The sequence below is a fragment of the Fluviispira sanaruensis genome (assembly GCF_004295685.1).
Classification (GTDB): Bacteria; Bdellovibrionota_B; Oligoflexia; order Silvanigrellales; family Silvanigrellaceae; genus Silvanigrella; species Silvanigrella sanaruensis.
Genome location: NZ_AP019368.1, coordinates 1,199,470 through 1,220,883, shown reverse-complemented (window position 1 = coordinate 1,220,883; position 21,414 = coordinate 1,199,470). Strand labels below are relative to the sequence as shown.

The 21,414-nt window shown below is 31.9% G+C and carries 21 protein-coding genes; 12 read left to right on the top strand and 9 right to left on the bottom strand.

Annotated elements, in window-relative coordinates; genetic code table 11:
* Window positions 1-224 precede the first annotated feature (224 nt).
* Both EZS29_RS05300 and EZS29_RS15865 read left to right on the top strand, forming a co-directional pair.
* Window positions 225-434 carry a hypothetical protein gene (locus tag EZS29_RS05300; RefSeq protein WP_130607310.1) on the top strand — a complete coding sequence of 70 codons (210 nt, stop codon included), beginning with the start codon at window positions 225-227 and terminating at the stop codon, window positions 432-434.
* A gap of 183 nt (window positions 435-617) precedes the next feature.
* Window positions 618-779, top strand: a complete 162-nt coding sequence (locus tag EZS29_RS15865) for a hypothetical protein (protein WP_172603787.1) — start codon at window positions 618-620, stop codon at window positions 777-779.
* A 133-nt stretch (window positions 780-912) separates the two neighbouring features.
* Here the strand turns inward: EZS29_RS15865 and EZS29_RS05295 are convergent, their stop codons facing one another.
* The gene (locus tag EZS29_RS05295; RefSeq protein WP_130607308.1) at window positions 913-1,176 is read right to left on the bottom strand and encodes a hypothetical protein; all 264 of its coding nucleotides are present in this window, start codon (window positions 1,174-1,176) and stop codon (window positions 913-915) included.
* Window positions 1,177-1,523: 347 nt separating this feature from the next.
* Between EZS29_RS05295 and EZS29_RS05290 the strand changes: the two genes are divergently transcribed.
* Together EZS29_RS05290 and EZS29_RS05285 are read left to right on the top strand one after the other, a co-directional pair.
* Window positions 1,524-1,871, top strand: a complete 348-nt coding sequence (locus EZS29_RS05290) for an MFS transporter (RefSeq protein WP_172603786.1) — start codon at window positions 1,524-1,526, stop codon at window positions 1,869-1,871.
* A gap of 466 nt (window positions 1,872-2,337) precedes the next feature.
* Window positions 2,338-3,192 (top strand): DUF4436 family protein, encoded by an 855-nt coding sequence (locus EZS29_RS05285; RefSeq protein WP_130607304.1) that lies wholly within the window; start codon window positions 2,338-2,340, stop codon window positions 3,190-3,192.
* Window positions 3,193-3,281: 89 nt separating this feature from the next.
* Here the strand turns inward: EZS29_RS05285 and EZS29_RS05280 are convergent, their stop codons facing one another.
* A complete protein-coding gene (locus EZS29_RS05280; RefSeq protein ID WP_130607302.1) occupies window positions 3,282-5,051 on the bottom strand; it encodes an amidohydrolase in 1,770 nt (589 codons plus the stop codon).
* 1,367 nt (window positions 5,052-6,418) lie between these two features.
* Here EZS29_RS05280 and EZS29_RS05275 point away from each other — a divergent pair.
* Entirely contained in the window at window positions 6,419-6,973 is a 555-nt protein-coding gene (locus EZS29_RS05275; protein WP_130607300.1) for a lipocalin family protein, read from the top strand.
* 137 nt (window positions 6,974-7,110) lie between these two features.
* Here EZS29_RS05275 and EZS29_RS05270 read toward each other — a convergent pair whose 3' ends face one another.
* Entirely contained in the window at window positions 7,111-8,178 is a 1,068-nt protein-coding gene (locus EZS29_RS05270) for a KamA family radical SAM protein (RefSeq protein ID WP_130607298.1), read from the bottom strand.
* Window positions 8,175-8,954, bottom strand: coding sequence for a 5'/3'-nucleotidase SurE (surE, locus tag EZS29_RS05265; protein WP_130607296.1), 780 nt, complete (start codon window positions 8,952-8,954; stop codon window positions 8,175-8,177). Before surE ends, EZS29_RS05270 begins: the two co-directional genes overlap by 4 nt.
* Before the next feature lies 1 nt (window position 8,955).
* Here surE and EZS29_RS05260 point away from each other — a divergent pair, with 1 nt between their 5' ends.
* The 4 genes from EZS29_RS05260 to EZS29_RS05245 all read left to right on the top strand — a co-directional run bounded on the left by EZS29_RS05260 (window position 8,956) and on the right by EZS29_RS05245 (window position 12,391).
* Window positions 8,956-9,960 carry a M28 family metallopeptidase gene (locus tag EZS29_RS05260; protein ID WP_130607294.1) on the top strand — a complete coding sequence of 335 codons (1,005 nt, stop codon included), beginning with the start codon at window positions 8,956-8,958 and terminating at the stop codon, window positions 9,958-9,960.
* Window positions 9,950-10,591 (top strand): bifunctional adenosylcobinamide kinase/adenosylcobinamide-phosphate guanylyltransferase, encoded by a 642-nt coding sequence (locus EZS29_RS05255; RefSeq protein ID WP_130607292.1) that lies wholly within the window; start codon window positions 9,950-9,952, stop codon window positions 10,589-10,591. The genes EZS29_RS05260 and EZS29_RS05255 overlap by 11 nt, the downstream gene beginning before the upstream one ends.
* Window positions 10,592-10,609: 18 nt before the next feature.
* Window positions 10,610-11,350: a bifunctional demethylmenaquinone methyltransferase/2-methoxy-6-polyprenyl-1,4-benzoquinol methylase UbiE gene (gene ubiE / locus EZS29_RS05250; protein WP_130607290.1), complete on the top strand. Its 741-nt coding sequence runs from the start codon at window positions 10,610-10,612 to the stop codon at window positions 11,348-11,350.
* Window positions 11,351-11,446: 96 nt separating this feature from the next.
* Window positions 11,447-12,391, top strand: a complete 945-nt coding sequence (locus EZS29_RS05245; RefSeq protein ID WP_130607288.1) for a malate dehydrogenase — start codon at window positions 11,447-11,449, stop codon at window positions 12,389-12,391.
* An 89-nt stretch (window positions 12,392-12,480) separates the two neighbouring features.
* Here the strand turns inward: EZS29_RS05245 and EZS29_RS05240 are convergent, their stop codons facing one another.
* A complete protein-coding gene (locus EZS29_RS05240) occupies window positions 12,481-14,379 on the bottom strand; it encodes a DUF6311 domain-containing protein (RefSeq protein ID WP_130607286.1) in 1,899 nt (632 codons plus the stop codon).
* 98 nt (window positions 14,380-14,477) lie between these two features.
* Complete coding sequence (locus EZS29_RS05235; protein ID WP_130607284.1) at window positions 14,478-16,379, bottom strand: DUF6311 domain-containing protein; 1,902 nt, start codon at window positions 16,377-16,379, stop codon at window positions 14,478-14,480.
* Between the two features lie 151 nt (window positions 16,380-16,530).
* Between EZS29_RS05235 and EZS29_RS05230 the strand changes: the two genes are divergently transcribed.
* Both EZS29_RS05230 and EZS29_RS05225 read left to right on the top strand, forming a co-directional pair.
* Entirely contained in the window at window positions 16,531-17,313 is a 783-nt protein-coding gene (locus tag EZS29_RS05230; RefSeq protein WP_130607282.1) for a hypothetical protein, read from the top strand.
* A gap of 47 nt (window positions 17,314-17,360) precedes the next feature.
* Window positions 17,361-17,624: a hypothetical protein gene (locus tag EZS29_RS05225; RefSeq protein ID WP_130607280.1), complete on the top strand. Its 264-nt coding sequence runs from the start codon at window positions 17,361-17,363 to the stop codon at window positions 17,622-17,624.
* Window positions 17,625-17,627: 3 nt separating this feature from the next.
* Here EZS29_RS05225 and EZS29_RS05220 read toward each other — a convergent pair whose 3' ends face one another.
* On the bottom strand, window positions 17,628-18,767 hold the full coding sequence (locus EZS29_RS05220; RefSeq protein WP_130607278.1) for a methyl-accepting chemotaxis protein: 1,140 nt from the start codon (window positions 18,765-18,767) through the stop codon (window positions 17,628-17,630).
* A gap of 14 nt (window positions 18,768-18,781) precedes the next feature.
* A complete protein-coding gene (locus EZS29_RS05215; RefSeq protein ID WP_130607276.1) occupies window positions 18,782-19,933 on the bottom strand; it encodes a methyl-accepting chemotaxis protein in 1,152 nt (383 codons plus the stop codon).
* 136 nt (window positions 19,934-20,069) lie between these two features.
* On the opposite strand from EZS29_RS05215, the gene EZS29_RS05210 reads away from it, so the two are divergent.
* A complete protein-coding gene (locus EZS29_RS05210) occupies window positions 20,070-20,414 on the top strand; it encodes a MazG-like family protein (protein ID WP_130607274.1) in 345 nt (114 codons plus the stop codon).
* Window positions 20,415-20,418: 4 nt separating this feature from the next.
* On the opposite strand, the gene EZS29_RS05205 is transcribed toward EZS29_RS05210, so the two are convergent.
* Complete coding sequence (locus EZS29_RS05205; protein ID WP_130607272.1) at window positions 20,419-21,414, bottom strand: diacylglycerol/lipid kinase family protein; 996 nt, start codon at window positions 21,412-21,414, stop codon at window positions 20,419-20,421.

Sequence of the window (21,414 nt, the reverse complement as noted above, 5' to 3'; positions counted from 1 at the left end):
TTTATAGTTATTACCGAACTAGTCTATAAAAATATTGCATATGTTTTGTATAATTTTTCACTTTAAATAGGACTCACTTTAAACAATATGAGTTAATATGAGTTATTTTAACTTATTTCATTATTTTTAATATAATCATTGTATAAACTAATTTTTTGGTTGACTGATTAATTGATGATACCGCTGATTTGAGAATCGTGTTTTAAAATGTTTCCGATTATTGAATGATTCTTGCTTTACTTAGTTGCCATTTATATTGGATTCTTGCATATCTTGAAGTCTCAACTGCAAACGCAGGAAAATATGCCAATGCCGATGTCGAATCTCCACCCAACCGCGTCGTTTCATGTCTGGCGCGCCTGCAGGGAAGAAAAGTTTCTGAACTCGTAAAAGAAATAGAGGAAGAAGATACTTTTCGAAATCATGAAAAATAGAAGATTATTTAGATGTCTTAAATTTTTTAAGTCATGGGCCCGATGAAGAATTTAAAATGCTGTTCGAAATGATCCGAAAGAAGTCTGCTTTGCATTCGGATATTAAAAAGAATTTAAGTTGTATATTGCGTATAGCAAAATGTTTGCTTTTACTTGACTATGAGAATCTGTTGAAAAAAGAGGATGAGATTTTCAATCTTTGTTAAGTTATTTTTAGAAGCTCGAAGAGATTTAGATCCATCCGACGAGCAATTGCTGTTGGATGGAAAATTAAATATTATTAAAGAACATTTTAAAATGCTTAAGTTAAGTGAAGATCTAAAAAATTCATTTTTTCCTAAATAAAATAGATTTTTTTCATAATTATAACTCTATTAAAAATTTTCAATCCTGATAATAATTGAATAATCGACAGAACATTCATCTTCTTCACTCTCAGCATAGGGTGCTGTCATAATTACATTGAAAGCTTTTCTTATTATTTCTTTGCGTTTATAAATGCATTTTTTGAGCGTTTTTGCACATAATCGAATCCTATAAATACATCTTTTAGATCATCATCCTTTAAACATTTATAAGCTATCGAGGTAGCCGCTTGAGCAGTGTATTTAGAATTTGAATATTTATTTTCTCCACAATGAACATGGAATGCTTTATGATCACATTTGAATTTTCTATATTTAAAAAATATAATTCTGTCCGTGATTAAAGCAGGAATTACAATTGACTTAGCATATAGCAATTATTCTTGATTTCCTAGACATTTAAAAATATCGTCTACATTATCGATGATTGATTGGATTATTGAATTTATTGCATAGGAGTAATATGAGTTAAAAATTTTGTTTGAGATTGGTGCTGTTTTTTCTGTTAATATAAAATATACCATTACTTCTTGTATATTTATTTGATAATATCTCGAGCAAATTAATCCTCATATCATAACTAAATTATAACAATATTCATATAACACTTATTTTGAAAAATAGCAAATCGTTTAAATTCAAATTTTAAAATTTTTTCAATAGATTACCATTTAATTTTTTATTTAATAGCTAACAATTTTAATTGATTTTAAAATTTATTATTTTGTCGAAACTCAATCTAGACCCATCGCAAATTGCTTTCGTTATTTTTCTCTTCACATGCTCATATCGCGCTTTGAAGGTTATAATAGCACCCTACTTGGATCGCTTGGCAGCGGAGAAAGGGATAGTCATCGGCTGCCTTTTAGCTGCGCTCGGTTTTTTAGGTTTCGCATTTTCGCAAAATTATTTTTTAATCATCCTTTCCCTTCTGATCGCTGGACTTGGTATTTCAATCAACAGTATTTCGAGCAAAGTTTTCTCAATAGAAAGTTTTGAGAAAGCTGTAAATAAAAGTGAGATCTTTTCTATTATCATCACATCGGTCAATATTGCGGGGGCGATTGCCTAGCCGTTGGCATTGAATCTGTTAGATAGAAATTTTGAGAAAATTATTTTAATATCTTAAGCTATTTTTTACTTTATCCCAGCGCTTATATTTTATTATCTCTATAATTTTAATTTATTTCAACTGTGTAAATATTTTATTCGTTGGAGCGATTATAATACATATTGGCTGTATGTTGCTTTATATTCCTTCCTCGTTGCTCTCTTTATATTTTGTGTTCGCTTTTTTATGGGCACTGCGCCACGCTATCAAGCACAGAATGAAAATTCATTAAAATTATCATATGAAAAGATTGGAAAAAAAGAATAGTAAACTCTAGACTCAAGTTTTCAATAAACAGACCATCTTGAGCCAGCAAATAGCTAAAAGCCCTTCCAATCAAAATTCAGACACATACCTTCTTTTAATAAAATGCCATTATACTTATGTTAGGAAAAACAAAGAAGTTTAAATTTATTAAGGCTCAAGTATGTTTTATTCTTATAAAAATTTATATATGAAACTTTGTCTTTTGTTATTCTTGACCGTTACTTTATTAGGTCAGTCCCGCGCAGTAAAATCGCTCAATTTGGACAATGACACTCTCCCAATCTTACAAATCAATATGCTGTCATTTGATGATGTGAATGCTGTCCTCACGGCAAAGAGTCAGATTTTTTTCCCACCAAAACTTATTTCCACAAACGGCACTTTACAAAATGAATATAATTTTGTAGATGTGTTGAACTTTGGTGAATCTATTTTAAATATAAAAGCGAACAAGCGATATGCTGCTTTTAACAATGGCCTGAATGCAAATTATCAATTGGATAATATTGTCGAACATTTTTATTACCCTTTTGACAAATATAAAATAAAATTATTATTTTTCTTAGATAGAGTGAATGCCAATGGCACTATTGAAAATATACCATTCAAATACAATTGCGACTTCTGTTCCGTTCGCGGGTATAATATAATAACACGAGATCTATCTAAACCAAACCAAAATTTCTTAACCTTAGAAACTTATATAGAGCGCCCATTATCCACAAGAATAATCTCTATGATAAATATTATTTCGATGTGGGTACTCGCTTTAGTCGTCGTCTTTATGACCTATAGCATAGCAAAAAGTCAAATGAAACCAGAAATAGGCACATTTGGCTTTATTGCTGGTCTTCTTTTTACCCTTCCACTCATTCGCAATATTTCCCCCATGATTCCGTATATGGGAGTTTTTATCGATTTCATAGGCTTTTTTATTAATGAATTTATTATTGCTTTATGTATGGTTTTTACTGCATATTACTGGATGATTCGCAATAAATTAGAAGCAACCTGAATCTTTTCCTTTTCTTGTTTAACTATTAGTTTGGCAGGTACCAGTTCCAATGAGTAGTTGATGTTTTCATAAATTATGTCATGATTAATTTAAACTTTTTTATCAGCCATATATACAAATTTTCCTTTAAACATTGTCCAAACAGATTTCGTATTTAGCAAATCTTCAGATGATATTTTAAATATATCTTGATTTAACAGGGTAAAGTCTGCATATTTTCCAATCTCTATCGAACCAATCTTTTCTTGCATGCGTAGTGCTTTGGCAGCATCAATTGTATATGCAAATAACATATCTTCTAATTTAACTTTCTCTTCAGGAATAAGTTCTGTGCTTCCCGTTGTTTTTCTTGTTATAGCACGAGTTATAGCAACCCATGGATTTGCGCTTGAGACAGGCCAATCACTTCCGCCCACGACCAGGGCATGAGAGCTTAATAAAGAATGAGTTGGATATATATATCGATAAATTTTTGCATCGATATATGGTTTCAAAAGTTCTACCGTAGATGGATTTGATACTGCCCACATGAGCTGCATTGAAGCAGCGACTCCAAGCTTCTTAAAGCGAGAAAAATCGTTTGGATCTACAAATTGAAGGTGTGCGATAGTATGATTTATCCCACTGTTGCCATTCGTTTTACGAGCCAAGGCAACCCCGTCTAGCGCAGTTTTTACAGCCTCATCGCCAATGGCATGGATGTGTACTAATAAATTCCGCTTATCTGCTTCAGTTACAAATAAGCCAAAAGTAGAAGGATTTATTATTGTTGGAACAATTGCTCCACTATTACTATAAGGTTTAGATAATGCTGCTGTTTGTGTTGGGTATTCTGGCACACCATCTGCAAAAATCTTCACTCCCAGTATGGAAAAATTTGGGACATGTTTATATTTTTCTCGTATTAATTCAATAGTTTTTAAATCATTTAAATCAGCTTTTGGACTTGCAACTAAGGCTCCAACGTGGACGGTCAGTTTCTCGAGTTTTGCAAGTTTTTCATATATAGGAATAGCTCCTAGATGTTCTAAAGAAGGATTCATCGTAAACATTGGTTCTGTAGGATAAGCATTTGAAATGGCGTCTACCCATGCTGTAATTCCTTGAGAATTGAAATAATTTACTGCAGCTTGTCCTGCTTTAATCATTAACTGATTGCTAGGTAAAGAAACATTTTTTCTAACCGTATCAAATCCTTCTTCTGACACAAAACCGTTTGGATTATTTTGTGAATCTCTTCCATAAAATTTTTGTTCTCTCTCAGCTAACCCTGAAATAAATTCTTTAGAAATACCAGATTTCTCTAGCATTGCTTGATTAACCCATGCCGTGTGCCCATCATCACCTGCTAAAACAATTGGTGTACCAATATATTCATCTGCGTTAAATAAAGAGTGTAAATCTTCAATGTTAGACCAATAGTTTGTGGATACGCTATTAATATATATGACATCATCAATAAATGCACTTTTGTTTACAATAGCTTCTGTTACTTTAGATTTTAAATTAGGAATTGTTAATAACTCACCATGTAATGAAAATCCAACTAATTCTGAAAATCCACCCTGAATAGGGTGAGCGTGAGTGTCTATCAAACCTGGAAGAAGTACTTTACCTTCTAAGTCAATACTTTTTTGGGCTACCCATTTCTTTGCTTGATTATTCGTACCTACAAAAATTATTTTTCCATTTTTAATTACAACTGCTTGTGCAAAAGTTTTTTCACGCTCTGCAGTAAATATTTTTCCATTGTATAACAGGAGATCTGCATATTCTAATTTTTTGGCAGAAGAGAGAGGATGTATAGTAAGTATCAAAAAAACTATTAATCCCATCAAAATATAATTTAAATTTCTCATTGATAACCTCCAATAACTTGTAATAATAAAAAGTTTATCCAAAAATATAATAGAATAAATACGCCTATTATATAACTTAAAAAAAATATTTATTTACCAAGAAATCTGTTTTTTTAAACAAATTTCTTGCTTAATATTAAAAACTTTACAATTAAACCATAGTCGTGGAATCTACAAAAAAAATGTACATCCAGATATGGCAAGGTAGATAAATTAACGAAAGAGCACACAGAACGATGATATTGCGTTAATTTATATTAAATAAATATTGAAAACAAAAAAACCTGTTTACTTAAATAGAAAAATTCGAAAACTAACTATGCGCAAGACGAGTGAACTATATCTCGACCTATTTTGTCAATACTCAATTTATGAATATTCTGATGTGTTAAAATATTGAGCATAATTTTAGAATAAAATTATGCAGTACTAGATGACAAACACGATGACTTTAACAATAGATAAATGATAAGCACTTTAATGTGAAAAAATTAGGTAGAATATTTGCAAAATATTCAGAAAAAAAGAACGATCTGTGCATTTTGTCAAACTTCATTGGAAACTTATATACATAGAGCAAAAGATTCTTTTTGATATATAATTGCTTTATAGAACTGACTAGAACTGCTTTTAAGTTAAAGCAATTGAGCAAAAATAAATCAATTAGTTATTTTTTAAGGCGCTTTGCAAGTGAACCACATATTCGCGAAACTGAAGTAAAAAATTATTTATTGCAAAACTTTATCTTAATAAAAATGAATAAATTAAGAACAAAATATTCAAATTAAGGCTTTAATTGCAGACTAAATGCACAAAATTAATCCATTTCTAAAAATTATTAAACTAATGCATTCAAATATAAAATACTTAAATTTGAACAAATAACATGCTCAGTTAAAAAATCATGTTTATGTTTAAAATGTCTCTATCAGCAAATCAACTTGACAAACAGAACTATTCCTTTAATTTACTAAATGTGTTTTATTTACTGAATTTTTTAATGACTCAAAGAAATTCATACTGTTTTAGAATATAAGGTTTTTTTAAAAGAAAATTTGCTTCAAACTTTAAAAAAATCACTCATAATGCAATCATTTATGAGCCGTATTATAAAAGAAATCAATCTTTTTAGGGATAGAATTACAATCCGAAGGTATATGTTATTGCCTTGCATTGGTATGGGTGAAAAATTTTCACGTATTAAATACTTTCACTCAATAACAATATATCATGAAAAATTTTCTTTATACCTAGAAAAAGTTAATTCTATCCGAACAGTTATTTAATTTCTTAGGACAGATTCACGATTTTTAACCTGTTAAAACATTGTATAGAGGTTAAAAATTCAACATATTAAGGATACTTTTATGATTAAATACTTGAAATTTACTTTGTACCCATTCATTACTTGTTTTTCTCCAATTATTCATTCACAAGAAGCAGTAGCAAATGACCTGATAGCATCGGAGTTTAAATTTGATATTACTCGGTATTTAGGCACTTGGCATGAACAAGCACGGTTAGAAACAACATTTCAGAAAAATTGCGATTCTTCAAGAGCTCATTATTCTTTAAATAATGATGGTTCAATTAAAGTACTAAATACTTGCAACAGATTAGATGGAAGTAGCAACGATATTATTGGAAGGGCAAAAATTGACTCCAAAGATCCCAGCGGTCGAAATTTAATTGTTAGCTTTAATTTTATTACAGATATTATTAATTTTTTTAGAGGAGTGAATTACTCTATATATTATATTGATAAATATTATAAATATGCAATTGTTGGCACCCCACAGAAAGACATGTTGTGGATTTTAACTAGAGAAAAAATGATTCAATCTGAGACATTGGAAAAACTGATAAATTCAGCTAAAGATTTCGGTTTTGATACTTCAAAAATCATTTATGATAAGCGTTAAATTGTATTTCTAAATAAAGCGATCTTGAGAGTTTTTTTTTACAAGAAATCTGAGAAAATCCTACTGAAAAAAAATGCGAAGTATTATTTTTAAATCTAGATTTTGTGCATGAATATCATCTTTTAAATCTATTCTTCCTAAGGATACTGAACTGTGATTTTAGTGCCATCAAGCGGGCTTTCAAATTCCCAAGTATTTTTTTTACTCTCTCTTGCTGTGTGGGTATTTATAGCTATTTTTCCATTTCCACCTGGTATATCAATTATTAAATGCGGAATACAAAGTCCAGAAATTTGTCCTCGTAACCCTTTTATAAGTTCAATTGCCCTCTTTAATGGAATGCGAAAATGTTCTGTTCCTTTCGCTAAATCAGGGTAATGAATATAATAAGGTTTTACTCTATTTTCAATTGCAGACTTTAATAAAGAAACAAGCTGAATATTTGTATCATTGATATCTTTTAATAAAACAGATTGAAGCACCACAGGAATTCCATTATCAATTAATTTTGCCAGTGCTGTTTTTGCTTCCTCCGTAAATTCTTCTGAGCTATTCATATGTACAGCAATCCAAATGCTCTTATTTGTATTTTTAAGAATCTGGATAAGAGAATCTGTAACTCTTGAAGGTAATACAGAAGGAATACGAGTGTGGAAACGTAAAATTTTTACATGTTCTATGGAAGATATTTCTTCTAATAATTTTTGCAAAATTTTATCGGTTAAAACTAAAGGATCTCCTCCAGTCAAAATAACTTCCCAAATTTCTTTATGACTCTTAATATAATCTATTGCTATTTTTGCATTATCACTTTTGATATTGTTTGCTGAGTCAGAAACTTTATTCCTCCTAAAGCAAAACCGACAATAGACGCCACATAGATAAGTCGGCTTAAATAAGACCCGATCCGGATAACGATGGACAATTCCTTCTACAGGAGACCAACGGGAATCACCGATTGGATCTTCCAATTCTTCGGGCAAAAATATAATTTCGTTTTTTGAAGGAATAAATTGTTTTGCAAGAGCATTATTACCTTTAACAATATCATCAATAAATAAATTCGGCACACGGATATCGAAAGTGTCTTTTACTTTTTGTAAATCTTGTAAATCGCTTGCAGGAACAATCGATTTTTCTGCCAACTGATTCAAATTAATTAATGATTTTGCTAATTCTTTTGCCCAATTTTTTTCAGATATCATAATTTCAGATTACCAAGAAACCTTTCTAGTTTTTTGTTACTTTCTGTACTGCTTTGTTTCGCTTGAACAAAACTTAGGGTTGCAATTCCACTGGATACTAATGAAACATCTTGAGACATATCTTGTGGTTCAAAGCGAGATACACCACCAATAAGGTAGATTTTTATATTCTTATTGTCCTTAGGAATCATTTCGTCGAAGTTAGGAACATATAGAGATTCTCCTCCACAATCAGCAATGGCTGCTGTCTTTGCACAGATTGGGACATTGATATTGAGAATTTCTAGCCGAGGCCATTCAAGTTTATGTGCATGCTCTAGAACTTGCCCCACAAGCTGAGCCGCTGTTAAAAAGGCTTCGTCCACATCTTTCTCTGAGCCTCCCCGATTGTCTGAATCTGCTGACACAGCAATTGCTTTGTAGCCAATCATAGCTGCCTCAGTCGCAGCTCCCACTGTGCCGCTATAGTTAACATCAATCCCAACATTCATGCCGTGGTTGATACCAGAAATAACGAAATCTGGTTTATCACCCTCTAAGATTTGTCCTAATGCCAGAGCCACACAATCCGCTGGAGTGCCATCAACTGCATAAACTTCTTCAGATATTTTCTTTACACGAATGGGTTCATAAAAAGTCATAGCATGGGATTTTCCACTGCGTTCGCCATTTGGAGCAACAACTGTTATTTTGTGACCTAAGGATTTGAGATGGCTCATAAGAACTTGCATACCTTTTGCCTTATAACCATCATCATTTGAGAGGAGAAGATGCATTGTGAAAAAGACCTCATTGTTTTGGGTATTATTATGGATGGTTCCGTTCGGAGGAGCAAATGCCAAAGCTCAACCCCTGACTTATCAAAACTCAACTCAATTCTCAGAAGATAATATGAGTAAGTCGTTAGCTTGGTATACTTTAAATCCACACCCGATGGGAAGCGAAAATCAAACTAAAATTGCTCAAAGTTTAGAAATCACTCTTAAAAAACTTGGATGGAAAATATCTAAACAGAGGTTTAAGGCGCAAGCTCCCAATCTTGACTCTTTACGTTTCGGTGGAACAAATAAAAATGACAAAGAAATAAAAATTGTTGATGGATATAATATTATTGCAACATTAAAAGGAAATGAAAATTGTTCTATCATTATAGGTGGTCATTATGACACAAAATTTTTTAGAGATTTTAAATTTATTGGTGCAAATGATGGCGGATCATCAACTGTTTTAATGATAGAACTAGCCCGTATGTTAAAAAAAGAAAATTTTAAAATGGGAACCCTTGGGAGCTGCTCTATCACTCTCGTGTTTTTTGATGGAGAAGAAGCCTTTTTACCCAACTGGGATGAAGGTAATAATATTTTAGGAATACAAGACAACTTATATGGATCGAGAGAATTTGTAAAAAAATATGTACAAGAAAAAAGCAATATCAAAAAATTTGAAAATAAGCCCATCCATTTGACAATTATTCTTGATATGATTGGACATAAAAATCAAAAACTTTTTATGTCCAATGGTTCTGATAATACATATGCTGAAAAATTTGTTCTATCCGCTAAAAATGTTGATATTAAAAAATCTTTGCTTTCAATGGAAGATGATCATATCCCATTTAAAGATCTAAATATTCCATACCTCCATATTATTGATTGGACAAATTTAAAAGAATGGCACACAGTAAATGATACTGTAGAAATAATATCATTTAAAAATTTAGCAAATTTTGGCCAATCGCTGTTAACATTTCTTTCTAACAAAAGGGCTGAAAATGGAAAATAATCAATCAATCATTGCTCTTCTATTAGGAGGAGCGCATTCTGGCAAAAGTCAATTCGCTGAAAACTGCGCTGCTCATTGGCATTCCGTTGCCTACTATGCAACAGGTGGACAAATAGAAAACTCGCCCGAGTGGGAAAATCGTATTCTCCGTCATAAAGAGAGAAGACCAAGTCATTGGCTGACTATAGAATATCCAATGGAAATTGAAGATGTAGCAACCATCTGTAAACAAGAAAACCCAGAGATCTTAATAATTGATTGCCTGACCCTCTGGATGGGCTGGAAATTAAGCAAATATTTTCATAGTTATTCACAAATTCAATTGTTAAAACATTTAGAAACAGAGTCTATCCATCTTTTAAAAGAAGTACAAAATATAAACCTCCCTGTGCTTGTAGTTTCCAACGAAGTAGGCGAAGGTGTTGTCCCAAGCTCTGATAGTGGAAGACTTTTTCGCGAAGCTATGGGATATATAAATCAATTGTTTGCCGAAGCTGCAAAATTAATTTCATTCAGTATTGCCAGTCAGAATCTACTTTTAAAAAATTCTAACATGAAAATGCAAAATGGATTTTCCCCGCTAGGCATAATAAATGCTGAATATATTTTTTCTGAATTAAATTTTAAATAAATATTTTTGAGGTAGATTATGAAAATAGAAAACGAACACAATCAATCTATGATTTTAAGCGATAAATCCCTTCAAGTACAAAAAATGTTCGATAAAATATCTAGGAAATATGATTTTCTAAATCGTCTGCTTTCTGCTGGTCAAGACATCCGTTGGCGGAATTATATGATTAAAAAACTCCCAAAAATAGAAAATAAATCCGGAACTTTATATGATATAGCTTGTGGAACAGGCGATGTTTTATTTTCCACTGCAAATCTAAGAAATGATTATATAAGCCTTACTGGCTTTGATATTTCAAGTGGAATGTTAGAACAGGCAAAAACAAGAGGGAAATCAAAATACACACAGATACAATTTGTCCAAGCATCTGCTGAAAGTATCCCTGCAAATTCCAATAGCGCAGATGCTGTTACCATTTCTTTTGGTTTTAGAAATGTGGATCAAAGAGAAAAAGCATTGCAAGAGTTTCATAGAATTTTAAAACCTTCTGGTACTTTATTTATTCTTGAATTTTTTCCATCTAAAAACTCATTCATGTCTAAATTATTTGACTTCTATTTTAAAAAAATATTACCTAAAATTGCAGGTATTTTCTCAGATAAATCTGCTTATGAATATCTTCCAAATAGTGTATCAACAATGCCCGATGGAAATGAATTTAAAAATACTCTTGCTGATATAGGTTTTATAGAAATTGAGCAAAAATGCTGGCTCGCTGGCGCAACGCGACTTTTCAAAGCTGTTAAAAAGAGTTAAAAATTTATGCGCCGCTTGTTTTGATAAAAAAAAGCGAGCATTATGCCAAACGAGTTAACTTACGAATTGCCTGTTTCTTTAACAAGGAGCTAAAAAATGCTTAAGAGACCAAAAATTACAGTTGTGGGTGCCGGTGGGAATGTGGGAGCATCCGTTGTTCAATGGTGTGCACAAAAAGAACTTGGAGATCTTGTCCTTATCGACTTAAAACCAAATGTTGCGCAAGGACGTGCTTTGGATCTTTCCCAAGGAGGAGCATTTGCAGGTTTTAATGCAAGCTTTACTTCGACAGATGACTCTTCCCATATGCAAGATTCTGACATTGTCGTCATCACAGCAGGCGTTCCACGTAAACCAGGGCAAACTCGTGAAGAGCTTGTTGGTATTAATGCAGGCATCGTTAAAACTGTTTGTGAAAATGTTAAACAATATGCTCCAAATTCCATCGTTATCATTGTTTCAAATCCACTCGATGCAATGCTCACTGTAGCTCAAAAAGTAACAGGCTTCCCAAGAGAAAGAGTGATTGGGATGTCAGGAGTCCTTGATTCTTCTCGTTTTCGCTCAAATATTGCACGTGCTTTAAATGTGCATATTAAAGATGTTTCTGCAATCGTTTTAGGAGCACACACGGATAAAGACATGGTTCCGATCACAAGCACAGCAACCGTCGGTGGTGTTCCACTCAATAAATTGCTCAAAGCTGAGCAAATTGCCGATGTCGTTAGCAGAACTAAGCGCGGAGGAGCTGAACTCACTGAACTGATAGGTACTTCTGCCTGGGTAGCTCCTGGTTTTGGCGTGACAGCTATGATTGAAAGTATCGTTCTCAATCAAGGTCGTATTTTACCTTGCTCTGTTGAACTCAAAGGTGAATACGAGATTTCGGAAGGTGCTTGCCTTTGCGTTCCGGTTAAATTAACTAATAAAGGCGCTGAAAAGGTCTTTGAAATCGACCTCTCGTCCGATGAAAAAGCTGCATTAAAAGCAGCACACACTGCTTATCTTGAAGTGAGAAAAATTGCTTTGAGTAGCATATAATTTCTTAGCAAAAAATATTAAATAACAAGAAAGCTCATTTTTTGAAGAGCTTTCTTGTTATTTTATTTTAATTAAAAAATTTCTAATTCTTAGCTTTTGTTCTTACATGCATAAAATTCCTGAATATATTCACAGGTAAAGTTACTCTTCTTCTGATTCGAAGTAAAAATATTTATATTGTCTTTAAATACAACATATACCGTGTCTTTTGGTATATGACCGCTTATAATATTATTATAAGTATTGTTATCATTTTCATTGTTACGAGAGGAATTCGTTCGAGCGAAGTAACCAATATTCGTTGAATAATTATTTTTCTTAGACAATAACCAAAAGTCTTCATATAAATAGTCTCGGTTTGGATAGAAAATCAGTTTATTTTTATCGTTGCCCATAAATTTTTCCCAAATTGATAAATCTCGCTTTACTGTAAAACCCTGGACATAATTAAGAGGCAATCGCTTATAAGTCGGGTAAAGATCAACAAGTTGAATTATGAGCGCCATAATAAATAGAATATATTTCTTATAAATTGATCTTTCACGATAAATCAATGTCAATAAAGTAAAAATAACAACAAAATAATAGGCTGGCCAAATGAATCGTCCAACGGAGCGGAATATTGCAAAAAGATTATCTATAAACAAGGGTCTTGGCAGATATAAGAGTATGATATGGCCAAACTTGAAATTAAAACCTGTTGCTATAATCGCTAAAATCCCTATTATCCATAATAATGGCTTATTTTCCTTTGTGAAAATAAGCTTATTTTTCGGCCAATTTTCAAAAAGTAAGACAACTAATATCGTAATTAGACCTAGCCCCAAATAAGCTGAACCTTCATAATCTCCTCCACCTGCAGATAAAGGGAATAACAATGATGAATGGCCAAAGGAATTTATAAAAGTATTTAGATTCGATATATAAAGCGATGTTCCTGAATAACTTCCTCCTAAATGAAAATAACCTATTACATACCAAGTTAGAATTACAAGAAATAGGTTACATGAAAATACAATGGAAATATATTTTAAATGCTTTTTATCATCTAAATAAATTTTTAAAAATAAGGCAAACTGCTGCGCAAATAAAATAAAAGTCTGATAAGGATGAAGCCATCCAGTCAAAAAAACTAAGATTGAATGCCAAATTACTTTTTTCTTAACACTTATATTTTTTGAAAAATATAGATAGAAGCTCGCAAGAATTAACCAATGTGCATTGAGATTGACATGCACAAGACGATTTAAAAGCACTGTTGAAAAGATTAAAAAAGGAACCGCAAGTAATTTAAATTTTAATTTGCATTGGATATTTTTAAAAATCAAGGAAGCAAAAAATCCTTGCAAAATATAGCTTATAAAATACCATAATCCTAAATATTGAAAATTATTTGGAAGGTAATTGCTGAAAACCTTAAAAATGAGAGCGAATAAAACAATGGGATCCGAATAAGCAATAGAAATTCCATCTGGATAATTAATAGAATGAATCAAACCAAGTGGAAAATCCCATGGAGAATCTCTAAACATGTGCCAGCTTAAATAATTAAGAATGACATCTTTATCAATATCTCTTATCCATTCAATTCGAGTGGGATCTAAAATATTAAACGAAAATCGGTAATTAAATAAAAATACAGATAGCGAAATAGAATAAATAATAAGAATTTTCCAATTGGTTTTCTCCGATAAACCTTCAAAATTTTTATTTAATATTAATAATAATTTAAATATTTTATCCAAAAACAAAAGCAATACACAAGCCAAAAATCCTAAGAATGGTAAAAAATAAAGACGCTGCATTTTATAAATACATGAATTTGAATTTCTGCCTTGAGTGCAATTAAAATCCATCCAATCTATTTGATAAGAGTAGATTACAAATCCCAAAGCAATAGAAGCAACAAAATATAAAAAAAGAAAAGCCTTATTTTTTCGCATTTTTACCAATAAAGAAAAAAAATTAACTTTCTCAGTCCACGTCATTTCAATACTTCCTTATATATTTTGTTAGCTATTTTTAAATTTTATTTTTTCTTAATTAACTCCTATTTTATAATGAATTATTCCTGCTTAAAAAGGAATTAATTTTTACTTTTACATGCATAAAATTCCTGAATATATTCACAAGTAAATTTGTTTTTATGATTACTTGAAGTAATAATTTTAATAAATTTTCCACCCACCACATAGACTGTATCATTTGGAATTTTTCCATTTAAAATATTATCATATGTAAGAGATTCGTTCTTCTCTATTTCAATTTGATTATTTCGAGCAAAATATCCTATATTTATAGAGTAATTATTTTTTTTAGACAGCAACCAAAAATCAGAATATGGATAATCTCGATTTGGATAGAAAATTATTTTATTTTTCTCCTTACCCATAAATTTTTCCCATGGAGAGAAATCGCGAGATATTTCAAACCCTTTAGCTATATTGAGCGGAATAGGCTTATATAATGGATAAATATCTATAAGCTGCACAATGAGTGCACAGATAACAAGAATATATTTTTTAACAATAGATCTCTCACGATATATTAATGATAATAAAGAAAATATGACTATTAAATAATAAGCTGGCCAAATAAAACGTCCAATTGAGCGATAAATACCAAAGATAAATTCGATAAAAGCGGGAGGGTGTAATGCTAAAAATTTGATTTCACCAAATTTAAAAGCAAAACCCGTTGCCAAGAAAGCAAGAATAGAGACAATCCAAAATAATGCTTTATTTTCCTTTTTAAAAACATAATTTTCTCTTGGCCATTTCTCAAATATTAAAACAACTAAAATGATTAAAACACCTAAACCTAAGTACGCAGAACCTTCATAGTCTCCATCGCCAATGCCTAAAGGCCTTAAAAATATAGAATTCCCCATTGAATTAATAAATGTATTAAAATTTGAACTGTATGTGAAATTGATATATTCATACCCACCGCCCAAGTAAAAATATCCAATGGCATACCAGGTCATGAGGACAAAAATAAACGTTAATGAAAATATCAATGTTAAATATTTGCGCTGATTCTTTTCCTCAAAAAAGATTCTTAAATAAAGAGCTGTCATTAGAGCATAAAGCATAAATGTTTGATAAGGGTGAAGCCATGCAGTTAAATATACTATTAGCGCTTGCCAAATTATTTTTTTATTAGAACTTATATTCTTGGAAAAATATAAATAAAAACTCGCCAATATAAGCCAATGTGCATTAAGCGTTGCATGTGGAAGTCGATCCAATAAAACAGTAGAAAAGACAAGAAAAGGGACTGCTAGTAGTTTAAGTTTTAAATCACATTGAATATTTTTAAAAATTAATGCCGCAAATAATCCCTGCAAAACATAGCAAAAAAAGTACCAAATTCCTAAGTATTGAAAATAACTTGGAAGAAAATTATTGAAAATTTTAAATATAAAAGCAAATAAATTTGTAGGATCAAGATAAGCTATACTCGTTCCTAACGGATGATTTATGTAGTCAATTCGGCCTATTGGAAATTCCCACGGAGCATCTCTAAATATATGCCAACTTAAAAAGTTTAGCATGATATCACCGTGCATATTTTTTATCCATTCGACTCGAGTTGGGTCAAGTATATATAATGAAAAACGATAAGAAAAAAGAAAACACGATATTATGAATGAATAAATAATAAGTAGCAGTCCACTTTTTTTCTCTGACAATCCCTCAATTTTATTATTAAATAAAACTATGAAAAAAGTAATTTTATCTATAAATAAAAAAATAAAAATTCCAATAAATCCAATTAAAGGCAATAAATACAGTCTCTGCGCTTTATATATACATGATTTTGCGTTTCTTCCATGATTGCAATTGAAATCTATCCAATCTAATTGATAATAGTAAATTACATAACTACAAAGAATCGCTACAATAAAGAATAAAAAAAGTAGAATTTTGTTTTTTCTTACTTTTGGAAAATAAGATAAAAACTTATTTTCTTTATTAGAAGCCATGCTAAACCCCTCCGTAAAATTATGCATAATTATTTTTCATGATTCCAATTTCATTTTTATAGTAATCGAGGTAAAATACGCAAAATGAAAAAGAGCAAGTGGCTTAAGTTCATTTTTCACTGTTATTCATTTTCATGAAAGAGAACATCAAATGCGTCGCATTATAACATTCATTTTAACAACTCCCGTGGTCTTAGTCAGTTGTACAGACAATTCACCTCCTAAAGTTCCACAGATATCAGCAGCTTCCTGTCCGCTTGAATCTATGCAAGTTCAATCTGTTTCTTATAATGAAGAAAAAGGAAGATACTCAATATTCCATACTTATGCAAAGGGCGGAGAAAAAATTAAAAACCCCTTGCTGGTCGAAAATATTCAAATGGCACAAATTTCTAAGCCTCAAGGTGAGACAGCGGACTTTGCTCGCTTGTCTTTTAGTAAGGAAAATGGCTCCTGCGAACCTATCTTAGAAATGACTCAAGGATTTAAAATTGAACTAGCCGCAGCCCCTAAAATCGTCAATGGCGCAGGTGATGGCAACAATGGTGCGCAAGCAAATTCAAGCGGAGGAAGTTCTTGGGCTCCATTTTTAATGGGAGCTCTCGTTGGCAATGCAATCTCCTCAGCTATGCAACCGCGCATGGCACCTGCTTATTATCTTCCACCTCCAGCAAGCTCAGCAGGATCGAACGGAGTTGTTACAGGCGGTGTTTCTGCCAAAACACCAGACGAACTAAATAAAAAATACGAATCCACTTACAATAAACCTGCTAAAAAAGGTTTCTTTTCTAAGAAATCAGAAGCATCGAATGATTCCAATAAAAAAGGCTTTTTTTCGCGAAAGAAAAATGACAGCTTTTCAGATAACAATCCCCCTAAAAAGAAGAGTTTCTTTTCTGGCTCAAGGGGCTCCGGTGGTTCTAGAAGAAGATAAAAATCGTGTTATAAATGTTTAAACTTAATATAATCAAAGGAGATTGCATGACTGGATTTTTTGCAGGTGTTGTTAGAAAAAAATATACTTTATTTTGTGTTGCTCCAGATGGCTCACAAGTTGAAATTATCTCTTGCTATGACCAGACCGCCGCTAAAACAAGCAAACAAGCTACAGAAAAAATTCTTGAACTGATGGCGGAAAGCTTTGAAATGGAAGATGATTTCAAAGTTAAAATCGTTGAAACTATGGAATCCGCAGATGATATTCCATTGACTGAAGTCAAAGAAAAAAAAGAACACGTCCAATAATATTTAATAGCCCAATTGCTGCAATATTCTTTTCACTTCACTTGCTCTATTTTCTTTCATACGTAAAGCAGCCATTGGGCCTGAAACGACTCGCTGTATTTCTTCCGAAAGCTCAAATAACATTAAATTCACATCAACTAATTGCTTTATAGATATATCACTCTTAGCTAATATTTTATTATTTGCATGAATAGCTTCCGTTACTTGTGCTAAAATTTCAGAAGCATTTTTTATCACACCCTGCTGCAATCCAGTGCCTTCATTGATAATTTGCACTTGCTCTTTCAAAACAGCCACGCCTTCTTTTATATGCTCATATGCTGAAAAGGCCTGCAAACTAACCACCTCACCTTCTTTAATCCTTTCATTCATTGTGCGAATAATTTGCGTTACTTTCATAGAGCTTTCATTTAAAAGATCTTTAATTTGTTTTGCGGATTTTCCACTTGTACGCGCAAGGCTTTCAACTTCTTCGGAAACAACAGAAAAACCTTTTCCATATTCGCCTGCCCGTGCGGCTTCAATTGAGGCATTCATCGCTAATAGCTCTGTTTTAGCGACAATATCCGCTATAACTGCTGACTTTAATCCGATTTGACTGATTATTTGCACCATTTTGTCCATATCTTCCGAAGCGTTTTTAATAACTTCGATAGAAGTGCCCAATTTTTTCATAATTTCGCTTCCGGCTTCAACTCTTCTCTCCGTGGTTTCTGTTATAGCTTTGCAATCGTTTATTTGCTCATTTGTTCGTCCAATCATGAGAGTGATTTCAGCAATTGCTGCTGCTGTCTGATTGATCAGATCAAACTGATGATCAAAAGATTTTTCAATATTTTTTCTTGGATATTCAAACTCATCACTGATTTCATCACTTTTTTGGATATAAGTTTGAAAAAGACTTCCTACAATAAAAGAACGTTGTTGATTTTTTTTGAGTTTTTGCGAAAACATCAAATGAAAAAAAATAATCAATGATATTATAGCAACGACATGATAATAAAATATACTTCTATCTCCCAAAAAATAAACGAAAAGGAGTGTGGTTAAAGCTACGAGAATGTTTGTGATAGCCAATAAAAAAGTGATTTTATCTATAAAACCTGATTTATTTTGATTTTCAATTAAAGCCTTCTTATCCATAATTCCTCTTATTTTTATGTTTCCTTTTTCACGTCTAGATCAACAGAAATTTCTGTAGTTTCTCCATTCGCTTTCTTCCCCTTTTTTTCTTTTATTATTTTTTTATTTTTTCCTAGCCAATAATCATCAATTGTCATCGCAATTTCAAAGATATTATTAAAATTAGTTTCGTTTGATTTAAATATTTTTATGAGACTTACTGTGTCTTTAATATTTTTCTTTAAAATATTGCGAATTTCATCTGAGCCTTGATTGACTTGATCGATTCCTACCTTTTGCTCCCAAGTAGCAGCACGAATATTTTCTGACCGACTTGAAATGCCAAACATTTCTGTTTTAATTTCAGAAAATAATTTTAATGCATCATTACTTGCTACTTTACCCACATCAACTCTTGCTTGGTTTGCTTCGATAATCTCTTGAATTTGTTTTTGACTGACAGCAACGATATTTTCGATTTCCTTAGCCTCAATTCCACTGTGTTTTGCTAAATTTCCTACTTCTTCAGCAACCACAGAAAACCCTTTGCCAGCCACTCCAGCACGCGCTGCTTCGATAGAGGCATTCAAAGATAAAAGCTCTGTCGTAGATACAATTGTGTGAATCGTTGAAGTGTCATCGCTTATTTTATTTATGAGACTTGAAATTTCAGTTAGACCTTCTCGAGTTTTTTCAATAATAAGCATTGAGGATACCATTTTTTGCATTATTTCATTGCCTTCATTCACATCTCGCGTGACTTTATCAGATAAGTCCTTAGTAGATTCAGAGTCTTTAGTAGTTCCTACAAGCATGGACGAAACATTTTCCATTAACTTTGAACTCTCTTTTAAATTGTCGAGCTGAGAACCTGAGGTTTTGATAAAATCAGTTAAATCATTGCGAATATTTTGTAGACTTTCTTTCCCCTTCTCAGAAAATTGTTCCATTCGAAGAGAAAGCTCTGACATTCCATTCACAAATTCATTGATATAAATGCGACTTAAAAAGACTGCAAAGAAAGATATGAGTCCAATGATTGAAAATAATATGAGTTGATATGGACTTTGTATTGAATTTCTTAAGATAACTGCTATGCAATATGCTAAAATAAAGAATATATTGCCTATGCATAGAATCCAAAGTTTATTTTTAATAGACAAGCGCCATGAAAATCGCAGCATCATTCAACTCTCACAAAAACTTTTTATAATACTTCTCATGTTTTAAATCGGTTCCAATTGTAAAAAACATAATTCCAAAGTAGGAAACTCTGTCAGGTGAGGTAAAATATTGGCGACCTTTGATAAAGGAGAAAATAGAATGAAAAGAATTTTAGAACCAAATGCAAAAGGGCTTGATGAAATACAAAAAGAATTTGATAAATATCAAAATGCAGCGTTTGCAGAACGCAGTCCAAGTTTTTTTTCGCTTGAACTTTGCGGTGAATGTGGAGAATTGGCAAATCTAGAAAAAAAGATCTGGCGCGACCCTTTAAAAGATATAGATATGGCAAAACTTTCTGATGAAGCTGCAGATGTCTTTATTGCATTACTCAATTATTGCAATGCTCGTAAAATAAATTTAGAAATGTCTGTTCAAAATAAACTGAAACGAATAGAAGATAGACGGATTTCTGGAAAGATGGGCGAAACTAAATCAAATTAAATATTTAACCAATAATCACATTTATTTTCAGAGGAGACAAAGAGAATTCTACAGGAGCTAAGAAAGGCTGTTCACCATCACATTCAATTGGAATAATATTATTATCGATGGGAATTAAAGTTATTTTTTTTGCTTCTCTTAAAATAATTTCTTTTTCAAGACCTGTATAATTCCCATTGTAAAGATGACTTAATAGATAAATGGATTTTATTTTATTCAAATTTCTTATTTGGATAATTTGAAAAGAACCACTGTTTAGTTTTGATTTTGGTGAAACTTCCATTCCTCCACCACAATATCGACCATTGCAAATAAAAATAACCCGAAGATCGAGTTGAAATGGAGGCTCATTATCATATGCAATTTGTGTATAGAAATGATTATCTTTAAGAAGAGTCTTTATTGCAGCATAAATATAAGATCCATTTTTACCGAATTTTTTGGGTGATTGATTGACTCTTTGGACAACTTCAGCACTGGCCCCAACACTGCCAATATTGATAAAATAACGAAACAACTTTTCACCTTGCGTAGCATTGCTTTCAATCAATCCAATATCACTGGCAACAAGTTTATTCTGTTTGATTATTTTTAATGCGCTCTCTATATGATAAGGAATCCCGAGAGTGCGGGTAAAATCACTACCCGTTCCCATTGGTAAGCAAGCTAAACTTGGGGTATTAATTTCTGATTTATAATTTTCAATTAATTCACCCTTAATTTTTTGTTTATAATCTTCTAAATAAACGAGAGGATTATCCAATAAACCATTGACGACTTCATTGACAGTGCCATCGCCACCCACAGCGACAACGGTTTTATATCCGCAGTTTTTTGCAAAATAGGCATAAAAAGAAGCATCACCTTTTTTTTCAGTAAAGACCCAAGAAACATTCTGAAAAATAAGGCGAATGAGTGGGAGAACTTTTTTTTCCCAATTTAATTTAGTTTTACCTGAATTTGCATTGGGATTTACAATAAAAAAGAATGTCAACGACAT